This is a genomic window from Klebsiella sp. KTE92 (assembly GCF_000398905.1).
GTDB lineage: Bacteria > Pseudomonadota > Gammaproteobacteria > Enterobacterales > Enterobacteriaceae > Klebsiella > Klebsiella variicola.
In genome coordinates, this window is record NZ_KB976100.1 from 2,217,143 (window position 1) to 2,238,678 (window position 21,536).

General features: G+C 58.4%; 19 protein-coding genes. 13 read left to right on the forward strand and 6 right to left on the reverse strand.

Annotation, left to right across the window (positions count from 1 at the left end):
• Positions 1 to 643: 643 nt before the first annotated feature.
• The 3 genes from A1WC_RS14885 to A1WC_RS14875 all read left to right on the forward strand — a co-directional run bounded on the left by A1WC_RS14885 (position 644) and on the right by A1WC_RS14875 (position 3,672).
• Entirely contained in the window at positions 644 to 1,063 is a 420-nt protein-coding gene (locus A1WC_RS14885; RefSeq protein ID WP_016160839.1) for a translesion error-prone DNA polymerase V autoproteolytic subunit, read from the forward strand.
• Between the two features lies 1 nt (position 1,064).
• Complete coding sequence (locus A1WC_RS14880) at positions 1,065 to 2,330, forward strand: Y-family DNA polymerase (protein WP_016160840.1); 1,266 nt, start codon at positions 1,065 to 1,067, stop codon at positions 2,328 to 2,330.
• Positions 2,331 to 2,577: 247 nt separating this feature from the next.
• A complete protein-coding gene (locus A1WC_RS14875) occupies positions 2,578 to 3,672 on the forward strand; it encodes a hypothetical protein (RefSeq protein ID WP_016160841.1) in 1,095 nt (364 codons plus the stop codon).
• Positions 3,673 to 3,715: 43 nt separating this feature from the next.
• Here the strand turns inward: A1WC_RS14875 and A1WC_RS14870 are convergent, their stop codons facing one another.
• The 4 genes from A1WC_RS14870 to A1WC_RS14855 all read right to left on the reverse strand — a co-directional run bounded on the left by A1WC_RS14870 (position 3,716) and on the right by A1WC_RS14855 (position 8,442).
• Positions 3,716 to 4,390, reverse strand: coding sequence for an SOS response-associated peptidase (locus tag A1WC_RS14870; RefSeq protein WP_016160842.1), 675 nt, complete (start codon positions 4,388 to 4,390; stop codon positions 3,716 to 3,718).
• 204 nt (positions 4,391 to 4,594) lie between these two features.
• Positions 4,595 to 5,560, reverse strand: coding sequence for a putrescine export ABC transporter permease SapB (sapB, locus tag A1WC_RS14865; protein ID WP_008805241.1), 966 nt, complete (start codon positions 5,558 to 5,560; stop codon positions 4,595 to 4,597).
• Complete coding sequence (sapA, locus tag A1WC_RS14860) at positions 5,557 to 7,200, reverse strand: ABC transporter substrate-binding protein SapA (protein ID WP_012542027.1); 1,644 nt, start codon at positions 7,198 to 7,200, stop codon at positions 5,557 to 5,559. The genes sapB and sapA overlap by 4 nt, the downstream gene beginning before the upstream one ends.
• Positions 7,201 to 7,533: 333 nt before the next feature.
• Complete coding sequence (locus A1WC_RS14855; protein WP_162823127.1) at positions 7,534 to 8,442, reverse strand: SDR family oxidoreductase; 909 nt, start codon at positions 8,440 to 8,442, stop codon at positions 7,534 to 7,536.
• 107 nt (positions 8,443 to 8,549) lie between these two features.
• Here A1WC_RS14855 and A1WC_RS14850 point away from each other — a divergent pair, with 107 nt between their 5' ends.
• A complete protein-coding gene (locus tag A1WC_RS14850; RefSeq protein ID WP_016160844.1) occupies positions 8,550 to 9,392 on the forward strand; it encodes a helix-turn-helix transcriptional regulator in 843 nt (280 codons plus the stop codon).
• Here A1WC_RS14850 and A1WC_RS14845 read toward each other — a convergent pair.
• Positions 9,347 to 11,680: a helix-turn-helix domain-containing protein gene (locus A1WC_RS14845; RefSeq protein ID WP_008805237.1), complete on the reverse strand. Its 2,334-nt coding sequence runs from the start codon at positions 11,678 to 11,680 to the stop codon at positions 9,347 to 9,349. The two genes, A1WC_RS14850 and A1WC_RS14845, sit on opposite strands and share 46 nt — an antisense overlap.
• A 171-nt stretch (positions 11,681 to 11,851) precedes the next feature.
• Between A1WC_RS14845 and A1WC_RS14840 the strand changes: the two genes are divergently transcribed.
• Both A1WC_RS14840 and A1WC_RS14835 read left to right on the forward strand, forming a co-directional pair.
• Positions 11,852 to 13,021, forward strand: coding sequence for a M20 aminoacylase family protein (locus A1WC_RS14840; RefSeq protein ID WP_016160845.1), 1,170 nt, complete (start codon positions 11,852 to 11,854; stop codon positions 13,019 to 13,021).
• A gap of 25 nt (positions 13,022 to 13,046) precedes the next feature.
• Positions 13,047 to 14,438 (forward strand): MFS transporter, encoded by a 1,392-nt coding sequence (locus A1WC_RS14835; RefSeq protein ID WP_008805235.1) that lies wholly within the window; start codon positions 13,047 to 13,049, stop codon positions 14,436 to 14,438.
• On the opposite strand, the gene pspF is transcribed toward A1WC_RS14835, so the two are convergent.
• Positions 14,429 to 15,418 (reverse strand): phage shock protein operon transcriptional activator, encoded by a 990-nt coding sequence (gene pspF, locus A1WC_RS14830; RefSeq protein WP_008805234.1) that lies wholly within the window; start codon positions 15,416 to 15,418, stop codon positions 14,429 to 14,431. The two genes, A1WC_RS14835 and pspF, sit on opposite strands and share 10 nt — an antisense overlap.
• Positions 15,419 to 15,570: 152 nt before the next feature.
• Here pspF and pspA point away from each other — a divergent pair, with 152 nt between their 5' ends.
• From pspA to tyrR, 7 genes are all read left to right on the forward strand, one after another.
• Positions 15,571 to 16,239 carry a phage shock protein PspA gene (pspA, locus tag A1WC_RS14825; RefSeq protein WP_004203910.1) on the forward strand — a complete coding sequence of 223 codons (669 nt, stop codon included), beginning with the start codon at positions 15,571 to 15,573 and terminating at the stop codon, positions 16,237 to 16,239.
• A gap of 55 nt (positions 16,240 to 16,294) precedes the next feature.
• Entirely contained in the window at positions 16,295 to 16,519 is a 225-nt protein-coding gene (gene pspB, locus A1WC_RS14820; RefSeq protein WP_002901911.1) for an envelope stress response membrane protein PspB, read from the forward strand.
• Positions 16,519 to 16,878, forward strand: coding sequence for an envelope stress response membrane protein PspC (gene pspC / locus A1WC_RS14815; RefSeq protein ID WP_004203911.1), 360 nt, complete (start codon positions 16,519 to 16,521; stop codon positions 16,876 to 16,878). The genes pspB and pspC overlap by 1 nt, the downstream gene beginning before the upstream one ends.
• 28 nt (positions 16,879 to 16,906) lie before the next feature.
• On the forward strand, positions 16,907 to 17,125 hold the full coding sequence (pspD, locus tag A1WC_RS14810) for a phage shock protein PspD (RefSeq protein ID WP_002901915.1): 219 nt from the start codon (positions 16,907 to 16,909) through the stop codon (positions 17,123 to 17,125).
• A gap of 102 nt (positions 17,126 to 17,227) precedes the next feature.
• The gene (locus A1WC_RS14805) at positions 17,228 to 18,625 is read left to right on the forward strand and encodes a YcjX family protein (RefSeq protein ID WP_008805233.1); all 1,398 of its coding nucleotides are present in this window, start codon (positions 17,228 to 17,230) and stop codon (positions 18,623 to 18,625) included.
• Positions 18,622 to 19,683, forward strand: a complete 1,062-nt coding sequence (locus A1WC_RS14800; protein WP_008805232.1) for a YcjF family protein — start codon at positions 18,622 to 18,624, stop codon at positions 19,681 to 19,683. Before A1WC_RS14805 ends, A1WC_RS14800 begins: the two co-directional genes overlap by 4 nt.
• Positions 19,684 to 19,910: 227 nt before the next feature.
• A complete protein-coding gene (gene tyrR / locus A1WC_RS14795; RefSeq protein WP_016160846.1) occupies positions 19,911 to 21,452 on the forward strand; it encodes a transcriptional regulator TyrR in 1,542 nt (513 codons plus the stop codon).
• Positions 21,453 to 21,536: the final 84 nt, after the last annotated feature.

The window sequence follows — 21,536 nt, forward strand, 5'->3', positions numbered from 1 at the left end:
GTGTGGCCGATGTGACAGGCGTGGACGTGAAGACGATTTACAAATATTTGCCGGTACAATTCGGCGATAAAAAATCCCCTTGAGCAGGCACACTCAAGGGGAAAATACTACATAACATCATTGCTGTGTGCGTCTTCGCACACGCCTATCTTCCTAGAAGACGCCCAAAGCTTCCAGATATTTCTGGTCTGAGTTGTTACACATGAAGTAGGTGCCGATGTGATAGGTTAAGAGCGATGATGGTCTGTAAATACCTCCGACGTCGAGGAACAAGGACCATGAATTTGGGTCTATACCATCACAATTCATACATTCTTTGTAAGTCTATGAAATATTGAGCAGAGTATTCTGCACGAAATGAACCATATGGAATAGCCAAAGGCTAAAATGCCCAGCGTAAAAACAACAATCAGCAAGTCCGTCTGTGACATCTTATATCCATTTTGCACTAGCAGGTTTTGAGAAAAGATAGTCCATAGCTGGCATATAGACAACATAATCACTAAGTGAAACCAATATCAGGGGCTCAAAGGTGACAGGTTTCCCCCTCTATGCTCCTGATTGATAGTTAAAACCTCTATTGATCGGATTAGCGAATAAAACTACTGTATATAAAAACAGTATTAATGTGAGCGAGTTTATTATGCAGTTCTACACGCCCGTTGAGTTACGTCAGATCATGCTCCTACCGTTGTTCAGTGACCTTGTGCAGTGCGGCTTTCCTAGTCCAGCGCAGGATTACGTTGAGCAACGTATCGATCTGAATGAGTTGCTCGTTAACCACCCCAGTGCGACGTATTTTGTCAAAGCCGCCGGCGACAGCATGAAAGACGCCGGCATAGAGGAAGGGGATCTTCTGGTTGTGGATAGCTCAAGGACAGCAGTTCATGGCGATATCGTTATTGCTGCTGTGGATGGGGAATTTACCGTTAAGAAGCTGCAGCTGCATCCGCGGGTTCAGCTTAACCCAATGAACCCTGCATATTCGCCGATAGTCGTCGGTAGCGAGGATACTCTCGACGTTTTCGGGGTGGTTACGTACATCATTAAATCAGCTGGCTAAGATGTTTGCGCTTTGTGATGTGAATTCATTTTATGCATCGTGCGAGACCGTATTTCGTCCTGACCTGAAAGGGCGTCCGGTGGTCGTTCTGTCAAACAACGACGGCTGTGTGATCGCGCGCTCGCCAGAGGCGAAGCCCTTCGTCAAAATGGGTGAACCTTATTTCAAGCAAAAGGACATGTTTCGCCGGCACGGTATTATCGCGTTTAGCAGCAACTATGAGCTTTATGCCGATATGTCCAACCGAGTGATGACAACGCTGGAGGAACTCTCTCCACGGTGCGAAATTTACAGTATTGATGAGGCATTTTGCGATCTGACTGGTGTTCGTAACTGTCGCGATCTTACCGATTTTGGCAGGGAAATTCGTGAGACGGTTCTGCGCAGGACGCACCTCACGGTCGGCGTCGGCATAGCCCAGACTAAAACCCTGGCAAAGCTGGCCAATCACGCTGCGAAACAGTGGCAGCGACAGACCGGAGGAGTGGTGGACCTGTCTAATCTGGAAAGGCAGAGGAAGTTGATGGCTTTGCTTCCTGTGGATGAAGTTTGGGGCGTCGGGCGCCGCATCAGTAAAAAACTGGAGGCCATGGGGATTAAAACTGTGCTGCAGCTGGCGGATACCGATATCCGTTTTATCCGGAAGCATTTTAATGTGGTTCTGGAGCGAACCGTGCGGGAGCTGCGCGGAGAGCCATGTCTCGGTCTTGAGGAGTTCGCGCCGGTAAAACAGGAAATCGTCTGCAGCCGCTCGTTTGGCGGCCGTATCACTGAATACCATGAGATGAGACAGGCGATCTGCAGCTACGCCTCACGTGCAGCGGAGAAACTCCGTGGCGAGCATCAATATTGTCGGTTCATCTCAGCGTTCGTTAAAACCAGCCCCTTTGCGCTTAACGAGCCATACTACGGAAACAGCGCATCGGTAAAGCTGTTAACCCCAACGCAAGACAGCAGGGACATAATCACCGCGGCGACAAAATGTCTCGATGTAATCTGGCGAGACGGGCATCGCTACCAGAAAGCAGGAGTAATGCTAGGAGATTTCTACAGCCAGGGCGTAGCGCAACTGAATCTGTTCGATGATAACGCACCACGAAAGAACAGTGAAAAACTCATGGAAGTACTCGACTATCTCAATGCGAAAGACGGAAGAGGAACTCTGTATTTTGCTGGGCAGGGGATCCAGACTGCCTGGCAGATGAAGCGAGAAATGCTATCACCTCGATACACCACGAGATATAGTGACTTGCTTAAAATCAGATAATTCAGTCCATGAATGTTGCATTGTACTATTACAAGCTCTACTGCTATCTCAGTTCGCTTAGGAGCGAAAAGCGGAAGTTCATAAAGGTTCTTAGCATGGGTAAGATCTTAACAAACGCATAGGTGTATTAGTCCCATCGGGATGGACAAGGAAATAATCAGCCAGTTAAGAGATTTCTAAAGTGAGTGTTCCGGCTAAGCGGGGGGACTTGCGATGATTGCTAGATGAATATAAAAAGGTTGAAACTATGAAAAATAAAAACTACAGCGTTGAGTGTGATGATGAATCATTTGTATCTAAAGACGTTCAAGCTCTGATCAACAACGGTCTGGAATTTCTGGATAAGGCACGCGAAGAGTTGGAAGCCTCCAAGACGAAATTTTCGATTGTCAGTTTCTGGACAGCGGTTGAGATCATGTTGAAAGTGCCGCTGGTACACGAACACTGGAGCTTAGTGTGTTCCGGAAGGAAAATTGAAAAAGCAAAATACCTTGCCGGTGATTTCCAGTCGATCACGTATGATGAAACCTGTCAGCGATTAGGTGATGTGCTTCAAAATCCCTTACCGAAAGAAACCATCGCTGTATTCAAAAAAGTTAAGGACCACCGCAACCGTGTAGTTCATTTTTATCATTCAGATTTCACAGATACTCAAGTGAAGACAATTCTTGATGAACAGGCTGATGCTTGGTTTGCGCTAAACCGTTTTATGCGTGATCAGTGGTTCTACCTTTTTGGAGAACCGCTAAACTCAAAGCTGGCATCAGATGAGGACCGTATGCTCCGGAGTTCGTTATTTTATGCTGATGCAAAATTTCGTTATCTCCAGCCAACTCTTGATAATCTAAGAAATAAGGGAAGCACGATTTCAACCTGTCGTGCCTGCAGCAAAGAAGCTCTCGTTGACATGCCTATCAATGAGGAAAGTGGGAATACTCTTCACGAGGCCGATTGCTTAGTGTGCGGTTGCAGGGCTGATCCATATGTCGAAGTGACATGCCCTGATTGCGGGGTAAAGCAGGATATGGGGGCTACCGGTGGAACGCAATTCAATTGCAGTAACTGTAATTATTCTTCATCACGGTACGACTTGCTGGATGAGTGGATTGGCAAACCGGAAGAATTTAGTTATTCGGGTCTTCCAGCAAGTTGTTCCGATTGCGAAGGTTATGAGACGGTATGTGAGTACGGAGGTGGATATCTGTGTACGAACTGCCTTGTTTTTCATCATTCAATAGGTACTTGTGGTTACTGTGGAGGAAGCTCTACATCAGTTAGTGAAATGAGCGGGCTGGTTGGTTGCGGATTTTGTGACGGAAATATTAAGTATCTTGATGACTGAAATTAGCAAAAAATAGTCAATCATAAGGGGATATATGACAACTTTATTTAGCTGAGTTTTCTATCAGTTCTGGTCCCTTATTCTTCACGTTACCCACCGCGCTGGATACAGGGTGCCAGGTGAATTGATCTGCTGGCACTGCACCATTTGCTGTTATCTCCTCCGCCTCTTTACCTCCTACATCCTGCCTCATCCATTCGCGGGCTGCTTCAGGCGTCAGTACTAGCGGACGGCGGTCATGAATATCGACCAGCCCTTGATCGGCCGCAGCGGTCACAATCAAAAATCCCTCTGCTTCATCTCTGCGCTCGAAAGGGACGCTGCCAATAGTCGCCATGAAGATGGGCTTGCCGTCTTTACGGTGAATGAAGTAAGGCTGCTTCTTGTCTCCTTCACGCTTCCACTCAAACCATCCATCGGCAAAGCAGATCGCTCGACCGTGCTGCCACAGGGGTTTAAACATTCTGCTGCTGGTTGCGGTCTCAACCCGGGCATTAATCAATGGCGGTTTATCCCACCACACAGGCGCATAACCCCAGTGGACAGGATCGAGGTGCAACTGTTCGTCGCGTTCGCTCAGGAGCAAAACTTTAGTGCCCGGCGCCACGTTGTACCGCCCGATTGGTTCTGGGTCATAAGCGATATCGCGCTCGGCCTCTTCAGCCAAATAAGCCAGGTACTCTTCACGGGTTTGTGATTGAGCAAAGCGTCCGCACATGGTTACCTCCAGTCTTTAGACTGAAAGTATAGAAGGTGTGGAGGAAACATAAGAAGAGAACTCCGACAGCCATCTAACTGATGAATGTCGGAGCAGACGTCAAAAACAATGTGTACAAAATTGTGTATTAAAATCAGGAAAATTGCACAATTTAAAATATTAACTCATTGTTTTTAAATGATAAAGCCATTTGTTTTGTAGCTGCTATCGTAGGGCATACCATTCCTTATGTTTCAGCGGGTTAGCCATGGCACCGAGGATATCGGAAATCACGTTGACGATAATGACCAGTGCGCCAATCACCATGACGCCGGCGGAAATCGCCGCATAGTCCTGCTGGCGGATCGCGTTGATCAGCCAGCGTCCCAGTCCGGGCCAGCTGAACACCATCTCGGTGATCATCGCCAGGGTGAGCATGGTGGAAAACTGCAGGCCGAGGCGCGGGATCACCGGCGGCAGGGCGTTGTGCAGTACATGGCGCAGTAAAATTTTGCGTCGCGACACGCCGCGGGTGGCAGCCGCTTTGACATAGTTGGTGTCATACACCTCGCTGGTGCTGATGCGCATCAGGCGGATCACCTCGGTGGTGGGCGCCACCGCCAGGGTCAGCACCGGCAGCACCATATGCCGTGCGGCGCTGACGATCATCTCATGGCGCCATGGCGAGTCCGAGATCCAGGCGTCAATCAGCGCAAAACCGGTGACGGTTTTCACCTCATACAGCAGATCGAAGCGGCCAGAGACCGGAAACCAGCCAAGAGTCAGCGAGAAGAAGAGGGTCAGGAGCAGCGCCAGCCAGAACACCGGGATCGAGAAACCGACCAGCGCGACGGCGCTGATCAGGGTATCAGGCCATTTGTTGCGCATTACGCCAGCGATCATGCCCACCGGAATGCCAATCAGCAGGGCAAAGCCGAAGGCGAGGATGCACAGCTCCATGGTCGCCGGGAACACCTCGCGCAGCTGCTCAGAAATCAACTGGCCGTTAATGCTGGAGACGCCAAAATCCCAGTGCAGCACCCCTTGAAACCAGAACAGCCACGCATTCCACAGGGAGGCGCCCTGTAGCGGCGCATGAGGGGTGAAATAACTCAGGCTGAAGCCGATAAAGGTCAGAAAAAAGAGGGTGACCAGCAGCAACAGCAGACGACGCAGGGTAAAAATAATCATGGTTTTTTCACCTCTTCGGTTTTCTCCCGCGATACGCCAGCGAACGAAGCGTTACCGAAGGGGCTCAGCACGAGGCCTTTCATATCATAGCGATAGGCCTGCAAACGCAGCGAGGAGGCCAGCGGCAGGACCGGCAGTTCGCGGGCGAGGATCCGCTGTGCCTCTTTGTAAGCGTCCATCCGCGAGGAGAGCTGTTGCGAAAGCAGCGCTTTTTGCAGCACGTCATCAAATTCCCGGTTACACCAGTGGGCAAAGTTGGTTTGTGAGGCGATCGCCGCGCAGCTCAGCAGCGGCCGGAAAAAACTGTCCGGATCGTTACTGTCCGTCGCCCAGCCGGAGAGCGTCAGGTCATGGTTCATGTCCATCAGCCGCGCCTCCTGGAAGCGCCCCTCCACCGGCATGATGATCACCTTGACGCCAATCTGCGCCATATCCGCCTGGATCAGCTCCGCCGTTTTCAGCGGGCTGGGGTTCCATGCCTGAGAGCTGGTGGGCACCCACAGCTTGAGGGTCAGATTTTCCAGCCCCAGGGCCTTCAGGCGGGCGCGGGCTTCCTGGGGATTGTACTCAGTAATTTTAGCGTCGTTATCGTAGGCCCACGAGGCGCGCGGTAGCATGGATGCCGCCGTCTCCGCGGTGCCGTAGTAGATGGACTGCATCAGGCGCTGGTTGTTAATAGCCAGCGCCAGCGCATGCCGCACCTCAGGGTTGTCCAGCGGCGGCTTGGCGGTGTTGAAGGCCAGCCAGGCAATGTTCATTCCCGGGCGCAGCGTCAGGCGCAGGCGCGGATCGTCGCGCAGGATCGTCAGCTGGCTGGCGGCGGGCCAGGCCAGCACGTCGCATTCCCCGGTGAGCAGTTTCGACAGTCGGCCGGTACCACCGGAGCCGAGGTCCACCACCACCTGCGGCATCAACGGTTTGCCGCGCCAGTAGTCGGGGTGACGCTGCAGGCGGATATATTGCCCGGAGCGGTACTCGGACAACTGGAACGGACCGGTACCGACCGGCTGGCGATCCAGCTGCTCCTGGCGGTCGTCTTTTGTTAAGCGGGCGGCATATTCGGCAGAGGTAATTGACGCGTAGTGAGTGGCCAGATGCCAGAGGAACGAGGCGTCCGGCCGCTTGAGGCGAAACTCCACAGTCTGATTATCCAGCTTACGCACACTCTCCACGCTGTCAGCAAACTGCAGACTGTCGAAGTAGGGGAAGCTGCTGCCGTTGACGTTGTGCCACGGATGGTCGCGGTTAAAAATACGGCCAAAAGTAAAAATCACATCATCCGCGTTGAAGTCCCGCGTCGGGGTAAACCATGCCGTGCGTTGAAACGGGACGTGGCGGCGCAGGTGGAAGCGGTAGGTGGCGCCGTTATCAAGGACTTCCCAGCTCTCCGCCAGCTCGGGGACCAGCCGGTAGGTATAGGGATCGACGTCAAGCAGACGATCGTAGATCTGAGCGGCCAGCGTATCGACAATCAGGCCGCTGCTGACTTTCTGCGGATTAAAGGTATTCACCTGGCCGCTGACGCAATAGACGAAACCGCTGTCGCGGATATCGGCGCGGTCAGGGAGCACAGGGGCGGCAAAGGCCTGCCCACACAGCAGGGAAACGGCTGCCAGGAGAGATGACAATTTCAGGCGCATATTTTCTGTTTGATTATAGAGTTGAACTCTATCTTATTAAGATTTATAGACATTCACCACCGCCTTCAACAAGCCTGAGGGATAATGCGGTTACCGGGAGCGTATAGTATTCAGTCAATTGATTAAAATAGTAGCGGAACCGAGTCTGTATATTGAAACATGGTAACTTTTTATCGCCGATATCGCCAGTCAGGTCTGTTTGGCCGCGGTTTGCCAGACGATGAAACAGACGCTGACGCCGGGGAGATATATTCAGTATAGCGGGGAGAAAGCAGAGGGACTGACGGGCAGAGGGCGAGCCCGTCAGAAAATTAAACAGAGGGTTTCGCTCGCTTATCGTGACAACGTCACTTTTTGGTAATCCATATTCCGCAGGTCCTCCAGCAGCCCGGGGCCAACCGGCTGCCACTGCAATCGCTCACGGGTCCATGCTGAGCTGGCGCGCAGGTCAAGGGCGGTAAATGGCGCAAACCAGCCGAACCAGGCATCGACCTGCGACTCATCCAGGTGGGTCAGCGGCAGGTTTAATCCCTGAGCAATTACCGTAGCAATCTCGCGTAACGCGATCCCCTCTTCGGCCACCGCATGGTAGCGCTCGCCGGCCGCGCCCTGCAGCAGGGCGCTAACGTACAGACGTGCGACGTCATCGACGTGGGCGGCGGACCAGCGGTTGCTTCCTTCGCCGCGCAGGGCCACCGTCCCGTTGGCGACCGCGCGTTCGATATAGCTGGTCAGTAGCCCCTGGCGCACGGTGTCATGCACCTGCGGCAGGCGAACCACCCGAACATCCACTCCCGCCTCCAGCAGTTGCTGACCGGCGAGCTCAGAGGCGGTGCGCGGGCTGGGGTGCCCTGAGTTGAAGAACGACTCCCGGGCCGGGACGCCGCCCCCGTCGTCGCCCATCAATGTGCCGGAGGTGATGACCAGCGGCCGCGCGCTGCCTTGCAACGCCCGACCCATGGTCAGGATCGCCTGGCGGTCTTTCTCGCAGTTGGCGGCAAAGCGGCTGAAGTCGTGGTCGAAGGCGGTATGGATCACCGCGTCAGCGCCCTCGACGCCAGCCAGTAGCGAGTCCGGGGCGTCCAGCGTGCCGCGGTGCACCTCGACGCCTGCCGCTTCCAGGGTCTGCGCTGCGGTGTCGCTGCGCGCGAGGCCGATAACCTGATGGCCCGACGCCTGCAGGGCCGGAAGAATACGTGAGCCGATAAATCCGCTCGCGCCGGTAAGAAATATACGCATCATGGATCTCCTGAACGGGTTTCAGGCGTATCCTACCTGCGATGTCATACTATAAAAGTAGAGACATTATCGGGGTATAAATTCTAACAGGCAGAACCCACAGGCAGATGATGAACACTTCTGACAACCATGCTTTAGGCGATTTTCTCCGCGCCCGGCGCCAGCGCCTCGATCCGGCGACGTTTGGCTTCCCGCCGGGACGTCGGCGCACGCCGGGGCTGCGCCGCGAAGAGGTCGCGCAGCTCGCCAGTATCAGCCCGACCTGGTATACCTGGCTTGAACAGGGGCGCGGCGGGGCGCCCTCCCGCGAGGTGCTGGAGCGGATCGCCTGCGGTCTGCGGCTGACCACCCCGGAGCGCGAGCATCTGTTTATTCTCGCCTTTGGCCATCCGCCGCAGACGCGTCTGACGGTGACAGATGATATGACGCCGCGGCTGCAGCGGGTGCTTGACGCTTTTACCATTCCGGCGATTATCCGCACCGCCAGCTGGGACGTCATCGCCTGGAACGCGGCGGCGGCCAGGGTGCTGACCGACTACAGCCAGCTACCGCTGGCGGAGCGCAACGTACTGCGTCGCCTGTTTACCCGACCTGAAGCCCGCTGCACGCTGGAGGACTGGCAGACGGTGGGGCAGCTTATCGTCAACGCTTTTCGCGCCGACGTCACCCGGATGGGGGCGACGACGGAAACTGACCAGTTGATCGCTGAACTCACGCAGCAGAGCGTTGAGTTCGCCCGTTTCTGGCAAAGCCATGACGTCGCCGGCCACGGAGAAGGCTATAAGCGCATTCACCACCCGCAGATGGGCCCGCTCGATCTGGAGTTCACCTCTTTTGCCGTAGAAGGCCGCCCCGATCTGTCGCTGCTGGTTTTCAACCCGGCGACGACGGAGAGCCAGCGCAAAATTCACGGATTGCTTGCGGGGGCGGGATCCTCGCCGGGAGCGCGCTGAGGCGTAAATTCGTACAGCGCCAAAGCGTTGCTTTCCAGCGAGTCGACCCGCAGCCAGTGTCCGTCAAGCCGGGCATCTTCCACACTGAGCGCCGGACGAGCCCGATGCATCAACCACTGGTAATCCTCAGCGTCGGGGCCGCTGCGGCTGCGAAAGGCGTCGACCAGCGGGAATAACGCGCCATGATGCTGATCGAACAGGTGCTGTTTGACGCGCCAGCCGCCCTCCAGACCCTGCAGCCGCACGCTGTAGGGCTGGCTGAAGCGCTGGATAAAGGCCGCTTCGCTGGAGAGCCAGGGATTGTAGACCACCGTATTGCGCAGCAGCAGCTGGTAGTGCCCCTGGTGGTGAAGCAACAGCAGGTTTTTATCCTGAAACAGGATCTCGCCGCGCAGCCGCCGCCAGAGCCACAGTACCCAGTAAACCGGGCGAGGCAGCCCGTGCAGATAGTGCAGCGCCAGGCTGGAGGTATCGAGTTTCCCGTTAGCGCGGGCTTCGCCCTGGAGGCCTGAATTTAACCAGAAGCCCGCCAGCCAGACCTGGTCCGCCACCCCCAGCAGATTATCCATCAACAGCGCGCCGCGAAAAAAGCGGCCGTTGGTATCCCGCGTATCGCCGGTCAGGGTATTCCAGGAGAGCAGCCACAGCGGCAGGTTAAGCTGTCGCTGGCGCAGGGCGCTGTGGATCTGCCGCAGCTTGTGCAGCGGATAATGTTCGCTGGAGGCCAGGCGGCTGCTGTCTGCCTGCGCCAGATCCAGCTGTTCGTTGGCATCTGCCTGGCAGGCGAGAAAATCCGCCTCCGCCAGCAGCGGTGAGTGAAACAGCGGATCGTTCCCGGGATCGCTGGGAGCAAAGCGGTGCCAGATCCCCAGCTGCGGCTGCGGCAGCAGGCGGTGAAGAACCTCGCGCTGCTGGCGCCAGGCCGCCTGGCGGGTCGCTTCGCTGGCCTGCGGCGACCAGTGCCAGACAAAGCGCCAGCTGTTGAGCGTGGCCGGCGGAAAATGGTTGGCGGCGAGCAGCAGAAACCGCTGCAGCAGGTCGCTGCGGGTGGTGACGCCGGTGTGGAGGATCACGTTCCAGCCCATCGCCGCCAGCCAGCTAAAAATCTGCTGCAGGTTATACCAGCAGGCGTAGCCGGCCATCTGCGGATCGTCCCAGCCGGTGCCGAACAGCCGGCTGCTGAGAAAGGGATCGTTGATATCGATGGCATACACCGGCAGGGCGCGGTGCAGCTGCTCCAGTTCCCGGCGCACATCCTCCCGTAGCAGGTCGTCCAGCTCGCGCACGGTCACCACCATCCGGGTATGGCGCAGCACAGCGGCGCGCGCCGGGCGATCGTGCAGGTTGATCTCCCGGGTCTGCGGCGGATTGATCGGCAGCGGGGGACTTTCCCGGTCGCGTGGTTCCGGTTCATTGAGGCGAGCATAGAGCCGGTCGACAGCGACCAGCTGCCAGCGGTCGGCCTGCGGCGGACGCGGTCGGGCAAGCTCCCGGGGATGCTGTTCACGATACTGGCGCGGCGTCACGCCGTGCTGGCGCTTAAACAGATCGCTCATCATACGGGTACTGGCGAACCCCTGTTCGCGGGCGATTTGCTGGGCGGGTTTGCGGGTGGTCAACAACTGATCGGCGGCGTGGCGCAGGCGCAGCGCGGTGAGGTACTGAACAAAACTCACCCCGACTTCTTTGTGAAATAAGCGTGACAGCCAGGCCTCGGAGACAAATTCCGCTGCCGCCACCTCCTGCAACGAGAGGCGGCGCTGATAGTTGGCGTCGATCCGCGCCACCACGCTGGCTATTCGCCGGCTCCAGTTCTCCGCTCCGCGGCGCGGCGTGGAGGCGATGGGCTGGCTGAAGCGCGTGGCCAGCAGGAGCGCTATCTCACTCAGCCAGCGGTTGGCCTCCAGTCGGTAATGGCCGGGATGCTTGACCAGGCCGCTCACCAGCAGCTGGCGCATCAGGCGGCGCAGGCCGTCCTCCGCATCCCGGGTGCGCGGCGTTATCTGATAGTCGACAGCAAAAAAAGCGCTGTCAAGGCGGGTCAGCCAGCTGGCGGAAAGGGTCAGGATCATCACTGCGTTGGTACCGGCGCTGCGCAGACTCCAGCGACGGTTGCGGTTAACGATCGCCAGCTCGTCGGCGGCGAGCGGCTGCGGCACACCTTCCGCCTCCGTCAGATTTACGCTCCCCTCCAGCACCCATAGCAGCGTCAGCAGATCGCCTTCTGTCTGGTTCAACTGACGTACATCGCGCACGGTGACGCTAAAGTCGCCTGAATGCTGCTCCACGTGACACTCCTCCGCAGACAAAAAACAACCCGTTATTTTTTGTCATAACTGATATGTATGAAAAACAGTCATTGATTTCTCGTCAATATAAAACAAAAAAGCGCACCTGAAAGCTGTTTCACCCGCATAAACTCGAAAGTGTCGTGCAAACACAACACAGGAATAACAAAAATGACACATCCGTTGCTTGAAGCCTTGCAGGTCAACGAGGCGCAATTTATTGCCCTGCGTCGCCAGTTCCACCAGCAGCCGGAGATCGGCTTTGAAGAACATCAAACCAGCAATGAGGTCGCTCGACTGCTTGGCGAGTGGGGATACGAGGTTCACCGCGGCCTGGCGGGCACCGGAGTGGTGGGCACGCTGCGCGTCGACCACGGAAAAAAACGCCTCGGCCTGCGGGCGGATATGGATGCCCTGCCGATGCAGGAGCGGAGCGGGAAGCCGTGGGCAAGCCAGGTTGACGGGCGTTTCCACGGCTGCGGCCATGACGGGCACACCACCACGCTGCTCTACGCGGCTGAATATCTGGCGCGCACCCGCCAGTTTACCGGGACGCTGCAGCTGATTTTCCAGCCCGCGGAAGAGCTGTTGTACGGCGGGCGAGTGATGGTCGAGGACGGTCTGTTTGACCAGTTCCCCTGCGATGCCATCTTCGGCTTGCACAATATGCCGGGTCAGCCGCTGGGCAAGATCGGCCTGCGCGACGGGGCGATGATGGCCTCCTCCGATACGCTGCATATTGAGGTGAAAGGCGTTGGCGGCCACGGCGCGGTACCGGAGCATACCGTGGATGCCACGCTGGTCGCCTGCCATATCACCCTCGCGCTGCAGTCGATCGTCTCGCGGAATATCACCCCGTTCGAACCGGCGGTGGTCACCGTCGGCAGCATCCAGGCCGGACACGCGCCCAATATCATTAACGATCACGTGCTGATGAAGCTCACGGTGCGCACCCTCAATGAGCAGGTGCGCGAGACCGTGCTGCAGCGGATCCATGATATCGCCGTGGCTCAGGCGGAGAGCTTCAACGCCACGGCCACGCTGACGCACGTCAACGGCAGCCCGGTATTGCGTAACGATCCGGCGGCCAACGCGATGGTGCGGGAGGTGGCGACATCGCTGTTTGGCGCAGAGCAGGTGGGCGAGGTGAAGCCGTTTATGGGCAGTGAAGATTTTGCCTTCATGCTGGAACAGCACCCGCATGGCAGCTATTTCACCATCGGCGCTGGCGATGAGCCGGATCGCTGCATGGTCCATAACCCGGGCTATGACTTCAACGACGCGCTGTTGCTGACCGGGGCGGCGCTGTGGTGCGGTCTGGCGGAACACTATTTGCGTTAATCACCGGAAACAGGAGGGCCATGCGATGAGCACTGTCACCGTGAGCGACACCCCCTTTGTCGGCAGCGATCGCCTGCTGGTGGGGATTGTGCTAAGCGTTTTAACCTTCTGGCTGTTTGCCCAGTCGGTGATTAACGTGGTGCCGGCGATGAAAAGCAGTCTTGATATCTCCCTTGAAACCTTAACCCTGGCCGTCAGTCTCAGCGCGCTGTTCAGCGGCTGTTTCGTGGTTGCCAGCGGCGGCCTGGCGGACAAGTTTGGCCGGATGCGGATGACCACCCTCGGGCTGGGGCTGAGTATCGTCGGCAGCGCCATGCTGGTGGTCGCTCAGGGACCGGGGTTGTTCCTGGCCGGCCGGGTGCTGCAGGGGCTGTCGGCGGCCTGCATTATGCCGGCGACGCTGGCGCTGATTAAGACCTGGTATGAAGGGCGTGCGCGGCAGCGGGCGGTCAGCTTCTGGGTCATCGGCTCGTGGGGCGGCAGCGGTCTCTGTTCCTTCGTTGGCGGGGCCATCGCCACCGGGCTCGGCTGGCGCTGGATCTTCGTCTTCTCCATTGCCGTCGCTCTGCTGGCGCTGTTTTTGCTGCGCGGCACGCCGGAGAGCCGCAGCGCCAGCGCCAGCCAGCATAAGCTGGACGTCGGCGGTCTGCTGAGCCTGATTGCCGCGCTGGTGCTGGTGAATTTGTTTATCAGCAAGGGCCATGGCTGGGGATGGAGCAGTCCGCTGTCGTTGACCATGCTGGTCGGGGCGCTGGCGGCGGGGGCGGTATTTATCCGCAACGGCATGCGCAAAGGCGAGGCGGCGCTGATTGATTTTGCGCTGTTTCGTAACCGGGCCTACGGCGCGGCAGTGCTGTCGAACTTTCTGCTCAATGGGGCGATTGGCACCATGATGATCGCCAGCATCTGGCTGCAGCAGGGGCACCACCTGACGCCGCTGGAGAGCGGGATGATGACCCTCGGCTATCTGGTGACCGTCCTGGCGATGATCCGGGTGGGCGAGAAGCTGCTGCAGCGCTATGGCGCCCGGCTGCCGATGATGGCCGGGCCGGTGCTGACCGCCATTGCCATCGGCCTGATATCCTGCACTTTTCTCGATAAGGCGCTGTATATCGGGGTGGTGTTCGCCAGCAACGTGCTGTTTGGCCTCGGGCTGGGCTGCTACGCCACACCCTCAACGGATACGGCGGTGGCCAACGCGCCGGAGAACAAAATCGGCGTCGCCTCGGGGATCTACAAGATGGGCAGCTCGCTGGGCGGGGCGATGGGTATTGCCGTGACGGCGTCACTTTTCGCGCTGTTTTTGCCGCTGGGCATGGCCCATGCCGCCCAGTATGCCCTGTGGTTCAACGCCGTCTTATGCCTGGGGGCGATGGCGGTGAGCGCGCTGCTGCTGCCGCGCGCCTCTCACAGCTGATGTTTTTTCAGCAGCGCGCGGAGCTGGTGATAGGTTAACCCCAGCAGCTCCGCAGCCTGCTTCTGATGATACTTCGCCTGCTGCAGACTCCGCTGCAGCAGGCGTTTTTCCTGCTGGAGCTGAAAATCGCGCAGATCCAGCGGCAGAGCGGGCAGCTCGTCCCCGGACGCGGCCTCCGGCACGGAGGCCGCGGTCTGACGGAAAGGGTTGAGGATAATGGCGTCCAGCTCGTGCTCGCTGTCGCCGTGGCGATAGACCGAGCGCTCGACGACATTCTTCAGTTCACGAATATTCCCCGGCCAGCGGTAGCCGAGCAGCGTTGCGGTGGCACGTTCGCTGAAGCCGGGAAACAGCGGCAAACCGAGCTCGCGGCACATCTGAATGGCAAACTGGTTGGCGAGCAGCATGATGTCGCTCTGCCGTTCACGTAGCGGCGGAAGCTGCACCACGTCGAAGGCCAGACGGTCGAGCAGGTCGGCGCGAAAATGGCCTTCCTCCACCATCCGCGGCAGGTCAGCGTTGGTGGCGCACACCAGCCGGACGTTGACCTGCAGCGGCTGGCTGCCGCCCACGCGCTCCAGCTCGCCATATTCAATCACTCTTAATAGCTTCTCCTGCACCAGCATCGGCGCCGTCGCCAGCTCATCAAGAAATAACGTCCCGCCGTCGGCGCGCTCGAAGCGCCCAGGATGGCGCTTGCTGGCCCCGGTGAAGGCCCCGGCTTCGTGGCCGAATAGTTCCGAATCGAGCAAATTGTCGTTCAGCGCCGCGCAGTTCAGCGAGATAAACGGCCCCTGCCAGCGGCTGGAGAGGTAGTGGAGACGATTAGCGATAAGCTCTTTCCCGGTGCCTCGCTCGCCGATGACCAGCACCGGCTTATCCAGCGGGGCCAGCCGGGAAACCTGTTCCAGCACCTCGAGAAAGCTGTTGGCCTCGCCCAGCAGATTATCCTTGTACTGCGCCATGATGAATTTCGCCATTAAGTAGTGTGATTAACCAGGTGACTGTAGCAATGCCCTGCACAATTCGCAACCACTCTGTTTAAAATCAATAAGATAAAAAGTTGGCACGTCATTTGTATTAGCTAAGCCACAGGTGAATGCCTGAAACCAGAACTATGAGGATTGAAATTATGGGTATTTTTTCTCGTTTTGCCGACATCGTGAACGCCAACATCAACTCCCTGCTGGAGAAAGCGGAGGACCCGCAAAAGCTGGTGCGTCTGATGATCCAGGAGATGGAAGACACGCTGGTGGAAGTGCGTTCCACGTCGGCCCGCGCGCTGGCGGAAAAGAAACAGCTGACCCGTCGTATTGAGCAGGCGGTCGCCCAGCAGGCGGAATGGCAGGAAAAAGCCGAGCTGGCGCTGCGTAAAGAGAAAGAGGATCTGGCCCGGGCGGCGCTGATCGAAAAGCAGAAGCTGACCGACCTTATCGCTCAACTTGATCATGAAGTGCAGCTGGTGGATGAAACGCTGGCGCGCATGAAGAAAGAGATTGGCGAGCTGGAGAACAAACTCAGCGAAACCCGCGCTCGTCAGCAGGCGCTGGCGCTGCGCCATCAGGCGGCGAGTTCGTCCCGCGATGTGCGTCGCCAGCTGGACAGCGGTAAACTGGATGAGGCGATGGCCCGCTTTGAATCCTTTGAGCGTCGCATCGATCAGATGGAAGCGGAAGCGGAGAGCCACCGCTTTGGCAAGCAGCAGACGCTGGATCAGCAGTTTGCCGAACTGAAAGCGGACGATGAAATCAGCGAGCAGCTGGCGGCGTTGAAAGCCAAAATGAATCAGTCCAACCAGTAAGTATGATTGCGCGGCGCGGCGTTGCGCCGCGGCTCACCCCCTGTAAGGAGTACACATGAGCATGCTTTTTCTCGCCATTCCGCTGACGCTGTTTGTGCTGTTTGTTCTGCCGGTCTGGCTGTGGCTGCACTACAACAATCGCGGCGCCAACGGCAGTCTGACGCAAAATGAGCAGCAACGGCTGCTGCAGTTGACCGATGACGCGAAGCGGATGCGCGAACGTATTCAGGCGCTGGAAGCGATCCTGGATGCTGAACATCCGAACTGGAGAGACAAATAATGGCCGGACTGGATCTGAATAAAAAACTGTGGCGTATCCCGCAGCGCGGGATGGTGAAGGGCGTTTGCGCGGGCATTGCTCAGCATCTTGATGTCCCGGTGAAGCTGGTGCGTCTGATTACCGTGCTGGCGATGATTTTCGGCCTCTTTTTCTTTGTCCTGGTGGCCTACATCATTTTGACTTTTGCTCTGGATCCGATGCCGGACAGTGAACTGTACGGTCACAAGGCGCCGAGCAATGGCGATCTGCTGGCCGCCGTGGATGCCGAACTGGCCTCCGGTGAACAGCGCCTGCGTGAAATGGAGCGGTATGTGACCTCCGACACCTTTACGCTGCGCAGCCGCTTTCGCCAGCTGTAAATCCTGTTTTTAACGAGTGAGGCAACGCATGAATAGCAAATGGCAACGCGCCGGGCAGCAGGTGAAGCCCGGTCTGAAAATCGTCGGTAAGCTGGCGCTGCTGACCGCGCTGCGTTACGGCCCGGCGGGCGTTGCCGGCTGGGCGGTTAAATCGGTCGCGCGTCGGCCGCTGAAAATGCTGCTGGCGGTGGCGCTGGAGCCGCTGCTCAGCCGGCTGGCCAACCGCGTCACGCGCGGGATGAAATAATGCCGCCGTGGGGAAGGCGCAAAAGGATTAACGTTGTCCTGCTTATCCCCGGCAGATAGCTTATGATGACGAGACATACCTTCAGGGCATAACGGACTGGCGATGAAGCGACTGAAAACTGAATTGAATGCGCTGGTCAACCGCGGGGTTGACCGGCATTTACGTCTGGCGGTGACCGGCCTGAGCCGGAGCGGTAAAACGGCGTTTATCACCGCGCTGGTCAATCAACTATTGAATATCCACACGGGCGCCCGCCTGCCCCTGCTGAGCGCCGCACGCGAAGAGCGGCTGCTCGGCGTCAAGCGCGTGCCGCAGCGGGACTTTGGCATTCCCCGATTCACCTACGACGAAGGGCTGGCCCAGCTGTACGGCCAGCCCCCCATGTGGCCAACCCCGACGCGCGGGGTGAGCGAGATCCGTCTCGCGCTGCGCTACCGTTCGAATGACTCCCTGCTGCGCCATTTTAAAGATACCTCCACGCTGTATCTGGAGATCGTCGACTATCCGGGCGAGTGGCTGCTCGACCTGCCGATGCTGGCACAGGATTATCTGAGCTGGTCACGACAGATGACCGGGCTCCTGCAGGGACAGCGTGCGGAGTGGTCGGCCCGCTGGCGGCAGCTGTGCGCCGGGCTGGATCCGCTGGCCCCTGCCGATGAGGCCCGTCTGGCAGATATCGCTGCCGCCTGGACGGACTATCTGCACGCCTGTAAGCGCGAAGGGCTGCACTTTATCCAGCCCGGGCGCTTTGTCCTGCCCGGTGAAATGGCGGGTGCGCCGGCGCTGCAGTTTTTCCCGTGGCCCGACGTCGACGCCATCGGCGAAGCCAAGCTGGCGCAGGCCGATAAACACAGCAACGCCGGCATGCTGCGCGAACGCTACAAATACTATTGCGAAAGGGTGGTGAAGGGGTTCTACAAAGAGCACTTCCTGCGCTTCGACCGGCAGATTGTGCTGGTGGACTGTCTGCAGCCGCTCAACAGCGGGCCGCAGGCTTTTAACGATATGCGTCTGGCATTGACCCAGCTGATGCAAAGTTTCCATTACGGGCAGCGCACCTTGTTCCGCCGGTTGTTTTCGCCGGTTATCGACAAGCTGCTGTTTGCCGCCACCAAAGCTGACCACGTCACGGTCGATCAGCACAGCAATATGGTGTCGCTCCTGCAGCAACTGATTCAGGACGCGTGGCAGAACGCCGCCTTTGAGGGGATCAGTATGGATTGCCTGGGGCTGGCGTCCATTCAGGCGACCCAGAGCGGGCTGATTGAGGTGAATGGCGAGAAAATTCCCGCCCTGCGCGGCGATCGGCTGAGCGACGGCCAGCCGTTGACCATCTATCCCGGCGAGGTGCCGGCGCGTCTGCCGGGCCAGGCCTTCTGGCAGCAGCAGGGATTTCAGTTTGAAAACTTTCGTCCGCAGGTCATGGATGTCGATCGGCCTTTGCCGCACATTCGCCTCGACGCGGCGCTGGAATTTTTGATTGGAGATAAACTGCGATGAGCGAACCGTTAAAACCGCGGATTGATTTTGATGGTCCGCTGCAAGCGGAAAAAATTCCGCCGCTGAAAAGCGCCCGCGCCTTCGACACCCTGGAGGCCGACAACTTCGCGCCAGCGCGGCTGGTGACCGGCGAAGAGGAAGAGGGGGCGGCGGAAGCGGTGGTGGAGTCGGTCCTGCGACCCAAACGCAGCCTGTGGCGGCGGATGGTCAGCGCCGGACTGGCGATCTTCGGCGTCAGCGTCGTGGCGCAAGGCGTGCAGTGGACGGCTAACGCCTGGCAGACCCAGGACTGGATTGCGCTGGGCGGCTGCGTCGCCGGGGCGCTGATCGTCGGGGCCGGCGTCGGATCGGTGGCCACCGAGTGGCGCCGTCTGTGGCGACTGCGCCAGCGCGCCCACGAACGCGATGAAGCGCGCGATATGCTGCACAGTCACGCGGTCGGTAAAGCGAAAGCCTTTTGTGAAAAGCTGGCGCAGCAGGCGGGTCTGGATCAGTCGCATCCGGCGCTGCAGCGCTGGTATGCCGCGATCCATGAAACGCAAAGCGATCGTGAAGTGGTGAGCCTCTATGCGCAGCTGGTGCAGCCGGTGCTGGATGCCCAGGCGCGGCGGGAAATCAGCCGTTCGGCGGCGGAGTCGACGCTGATGATTGCCGTCAGCCCGCTGGCGCTGGTGGATATGGCGTTTATCGCCTGGCGTAACCTGCGGCTGATCAACCGAATTGCCACGTTGTACGGCATTGAGCTCGGGTATTACAGCCGTCTGCGACTGTTTCGCCTGGTGTTGCTGAATATCGCTTTCGCTGGCGCCAGCGAACTGGTGCGCGAGGTGGGGATGGACTGGATGTCGCAGGATCTGGCGGCCCGGCTGTCGGCGCGCGCCGCACAGGGCATCGGCGCCGGACTGCTGACCGCCCGCCTCGGGATCAAGGCGATGGAGCTGTGCCGCCCGCTACCGTGGATCGCCGATGATAAACCGCGACTCGGCGATTTTCGTCGCGAGCTGATTGGGCAGTTGAAAGAGACCCTGCAGAAAAGCAAAACCAGTCCGGAGAAGTAACCTCCGCTCAGAGACATTGCCGGGCGGCGGCTTCGCCTTGCCCGGCCTACCGGGCAGGTTGGATCCCGGCTCGCCCAGGCGTTCATTTAACCACTGACCGCCTGACTTTACGGCACAACGCCCATTTTTCCGCCATGCTGTCAATAATTGTTGACAGTTAGCTTCCCGAAAACTCATTCCTGTCCTATTATTCTCCCGTCATTGGCACTTTTAGGGTGAACACTCCCATGCGTCTTGAAGTCTTTTGTGAAGACCGTCTCGGTCTGACTCGTGAATTGCTCGATTTGCTGGTGCTGCGCGGCATTGATCTACGTGGTATCGATATTGACCCTATAGGCCGAATTTACCTCAATTTTGCCGAACTGAAGTTCGCCACGTTCAGCAGCCTGATGGCAGAGATCCGCCGTATCGCCGGCGTGACAGACGTGCGCACCGTGCCGTGGATGCCGTCTGAGCGTGAACACCTGGCGCTCAGCGCGCTGCTGGTGGCGATGCCGGAGCCGGTGCTGTCGCTGGATACCAAAGGCAGGGTGGAACTGGCCAACCCCGCCAGCTGCCTGCTGTTTGGCCAAAGCCAGGCGAAGCTGCGCAACCATCCGGTGGCCCAGTTGATCGCCGATTTTAACGTTCAGCGCTGGCTGGAGAGCAGCCCGCAGGAGACGCATGCGGAGCATGTGGTGGTGAATGGACAGAACTATCTGCTGGAAGTGACCCCGGTCTATCTGGAAGGGGAGCATAACGAACGGGTGCTGACCGGCGCCGTAGCGATGCTGCGCTCAACCGTGCGCATGGGACGCCAGCTGCAGACCATGACCAGCCAGGACACCAGCGCCTTCAGCCAGATCCTCGCGGTGGGGCCGAAAATGCGCCACGTGGTGGAGCAAGCGCGCAAGCTGGCGATGCTCAGCGCGCCGCTGCTGATTGTCGGCGACACCGGCACCGGCAAAGATCTGCTGGCCCATGCCTGCCATCTGGCCAGTCCGCGGGCGGGCAAACCTTATCTGGCGCTCAACTGCGGCTCCATTCCCGAGGACGCGGTCGAGAGCGAGCTGTTTGGCGACGCGCTGCAGGGCAAGAAGGGCTTCTTCGAGCAGGCCAACGGCGGCTCGGTGCTGCTGGATGAAATTGGCGAGATGTCGCCGCGAATGCAGACTAAGCTGCTGCGCTTCCTCAACGACGGCACCTTCCGCCGAGTAGGCGAGGATCATGAAGTGCACGTCGATGTGCGGGTGATCTGCGCGACGCAGAAAAACCTGGTCGAACTGGTGCAGAAAGGGCTGTTCCGCGAAGATCTCTACTATCGCCTCAACGTCCTGACGCTGTATCTGCCGCCGCTGCGCGACTGCCCGCAGGACATTATGCCGCTGACGGAGCTGTTCGTGGCCCGCTTTGCTGATGAGCAGGGCGTCCCGCGGCCGAAGCTCTCCGCCGATCTCAGTACGGTGCTCACCCGCTACAGCTGGCCCGGCAACGTTCGCCAGTTGAAGAATGCTGTCTATCGCGCGCTGACCCAACTGGAGGGATTTGAGCTGCGTCCACAGGACATTCTGCTGCCGGACCATGACGTCGCGTCGCTGCCGGTGGGCGAGGAGGCCATGGAAGGGTCGCTGGACGACATCACCCGGCGCTTTGAGCGCTCGGTGCTGACCCAGCTCTATCGCAGCTACCCCAGCACCCGTAAGCTGGCGAAGCGGCTGGGGGTGTCGCATACCGCCATCGCCAATAAACTGCGTGAATATGGTCTGAGTCAGAAAAAGGGCGACGAATAATCCCGCCAGGCCGGCGACTCACGTCGCCGGCATTCGGCCTGCAAAGCGGGCCAAACCTGTATATACTGGTTTTTTAATCCTTTT

Coding starts and splice junctions, on each gene's coding strand:
- pspC (WP_004203911.1), top strand. CDS start 16,519: ATGGCCGGACTGGATCTGAATAAAAAACTGTGGCGTATCCCGCAGCGC.
- A1WC_RS14880 (WP_016160840.1), top strand. CDS start 1,065: ATGTTTGCGCTTTGTGATGTGAATTCATTTTATGCATCGTGCGAGACC.
- A1WC_RS14800 (WP_008805232.1), top strand. CDS start 18,622: ATGAGCGAACCGTTAAAACCGCGGATTGATTTTGATGGTCCGCTGCAA.
- A1WC_RS14840 (WP_016160845.1), top strand. CDS start 11,852: ATGACACATCCGTTGCTTGAAGCCTTGCAGGTCAACGAGGCGCAATTT.
- pspA (WP_004203910.1), top strand. CDS start 15,571: ATGGGTATTTTTTCTCGTTTTGCCGACATCGTGAACGCCAACATCAAC.
- A1WC_RS14805 (WP_008805233.1), top strand. CDS start 17,228: ATGAAGCGACTGAAAACTGAATTGAATGCGCTGGTCAACCGCGGGGTT.
- A1WC_RS14885 (WP_016160839.1), top strand. CDS start 644: ATGCAGTTCTACACGCCCGTTGAGTTACGTCAGATCATGCTCCTACCG.
- A1WC_RS14875 (WP_016160841.1), top strand. CDS start 2,578: ATGAAAAATAAAAACTACAGCGTTGAGTGTGATGATGAATCATTTGTA.
- A1WC_RS14870 (WP_016160842.1), bottom strand. CDS start 4,390: ATGTGCGGACGCTTTGCTCAATCACAAACCCGTGAAGAGTACCTGGCT.
- A1WC_RS14835 (WP_008805235.1), top strand. CDS start 13,047: ATGAGCACTGTCACCGTGAGCGACACCCCCTTTGTCGGCAGCGATCGC.
- pspF (WP_008805234.1), bottom strand. CDS start 15,418: ATGGCGAAATTCATCATGGCGCAGTACAAGGATAATCTGCTGGGCGAG.
- tyrR (WP_016160846.1), top strand. CDS start 19,911: ATGCGTCTTGAAGTCTTTTGTGAAGACCGTCTCGGTCTGACTCGTGAA.
- A1WC_RS14855 (WP_162823127.1), bottom strand. CDS start 8,442: ATGATGCGTATATTTCTTACCGGCGCGAGCGGATTTATCGGCTCACGT.
- A1WC_RS14850 (WP_016160844.1), top strand. CDS start 8,550: ATGAACACTTCTGACAACCATGCTTTAGGCGATTTTCTCCGCGCCCGG.
- sapA (WP_012542027.1), bottom strand. CDS start 7,200: ATGCGCCTGAAATTGTCATCTCTCCTGGCAGCCGTTTCCCTGCTGTGT.
- pspB (WP_002901911.1), top strand. CDS start 16,295: ATGAGCATGCTTTTTCTCGCCATTCCGCTGACGCTGTTTGTGCTGTTT.
- sapB (WP_008805241.1), bottom strand. CDS start 5,560: ATGATTATTTTTACCCTGCGTCGTCTGCTGTTGCTGCTGGTCACCCTC.
- pspD (WP_002901915.1), top strand. CDS start 16,907: ATGAATAGCAAATGGCAACGCGCCGGGCAGCAGGTGAAGCCCGGTCTG.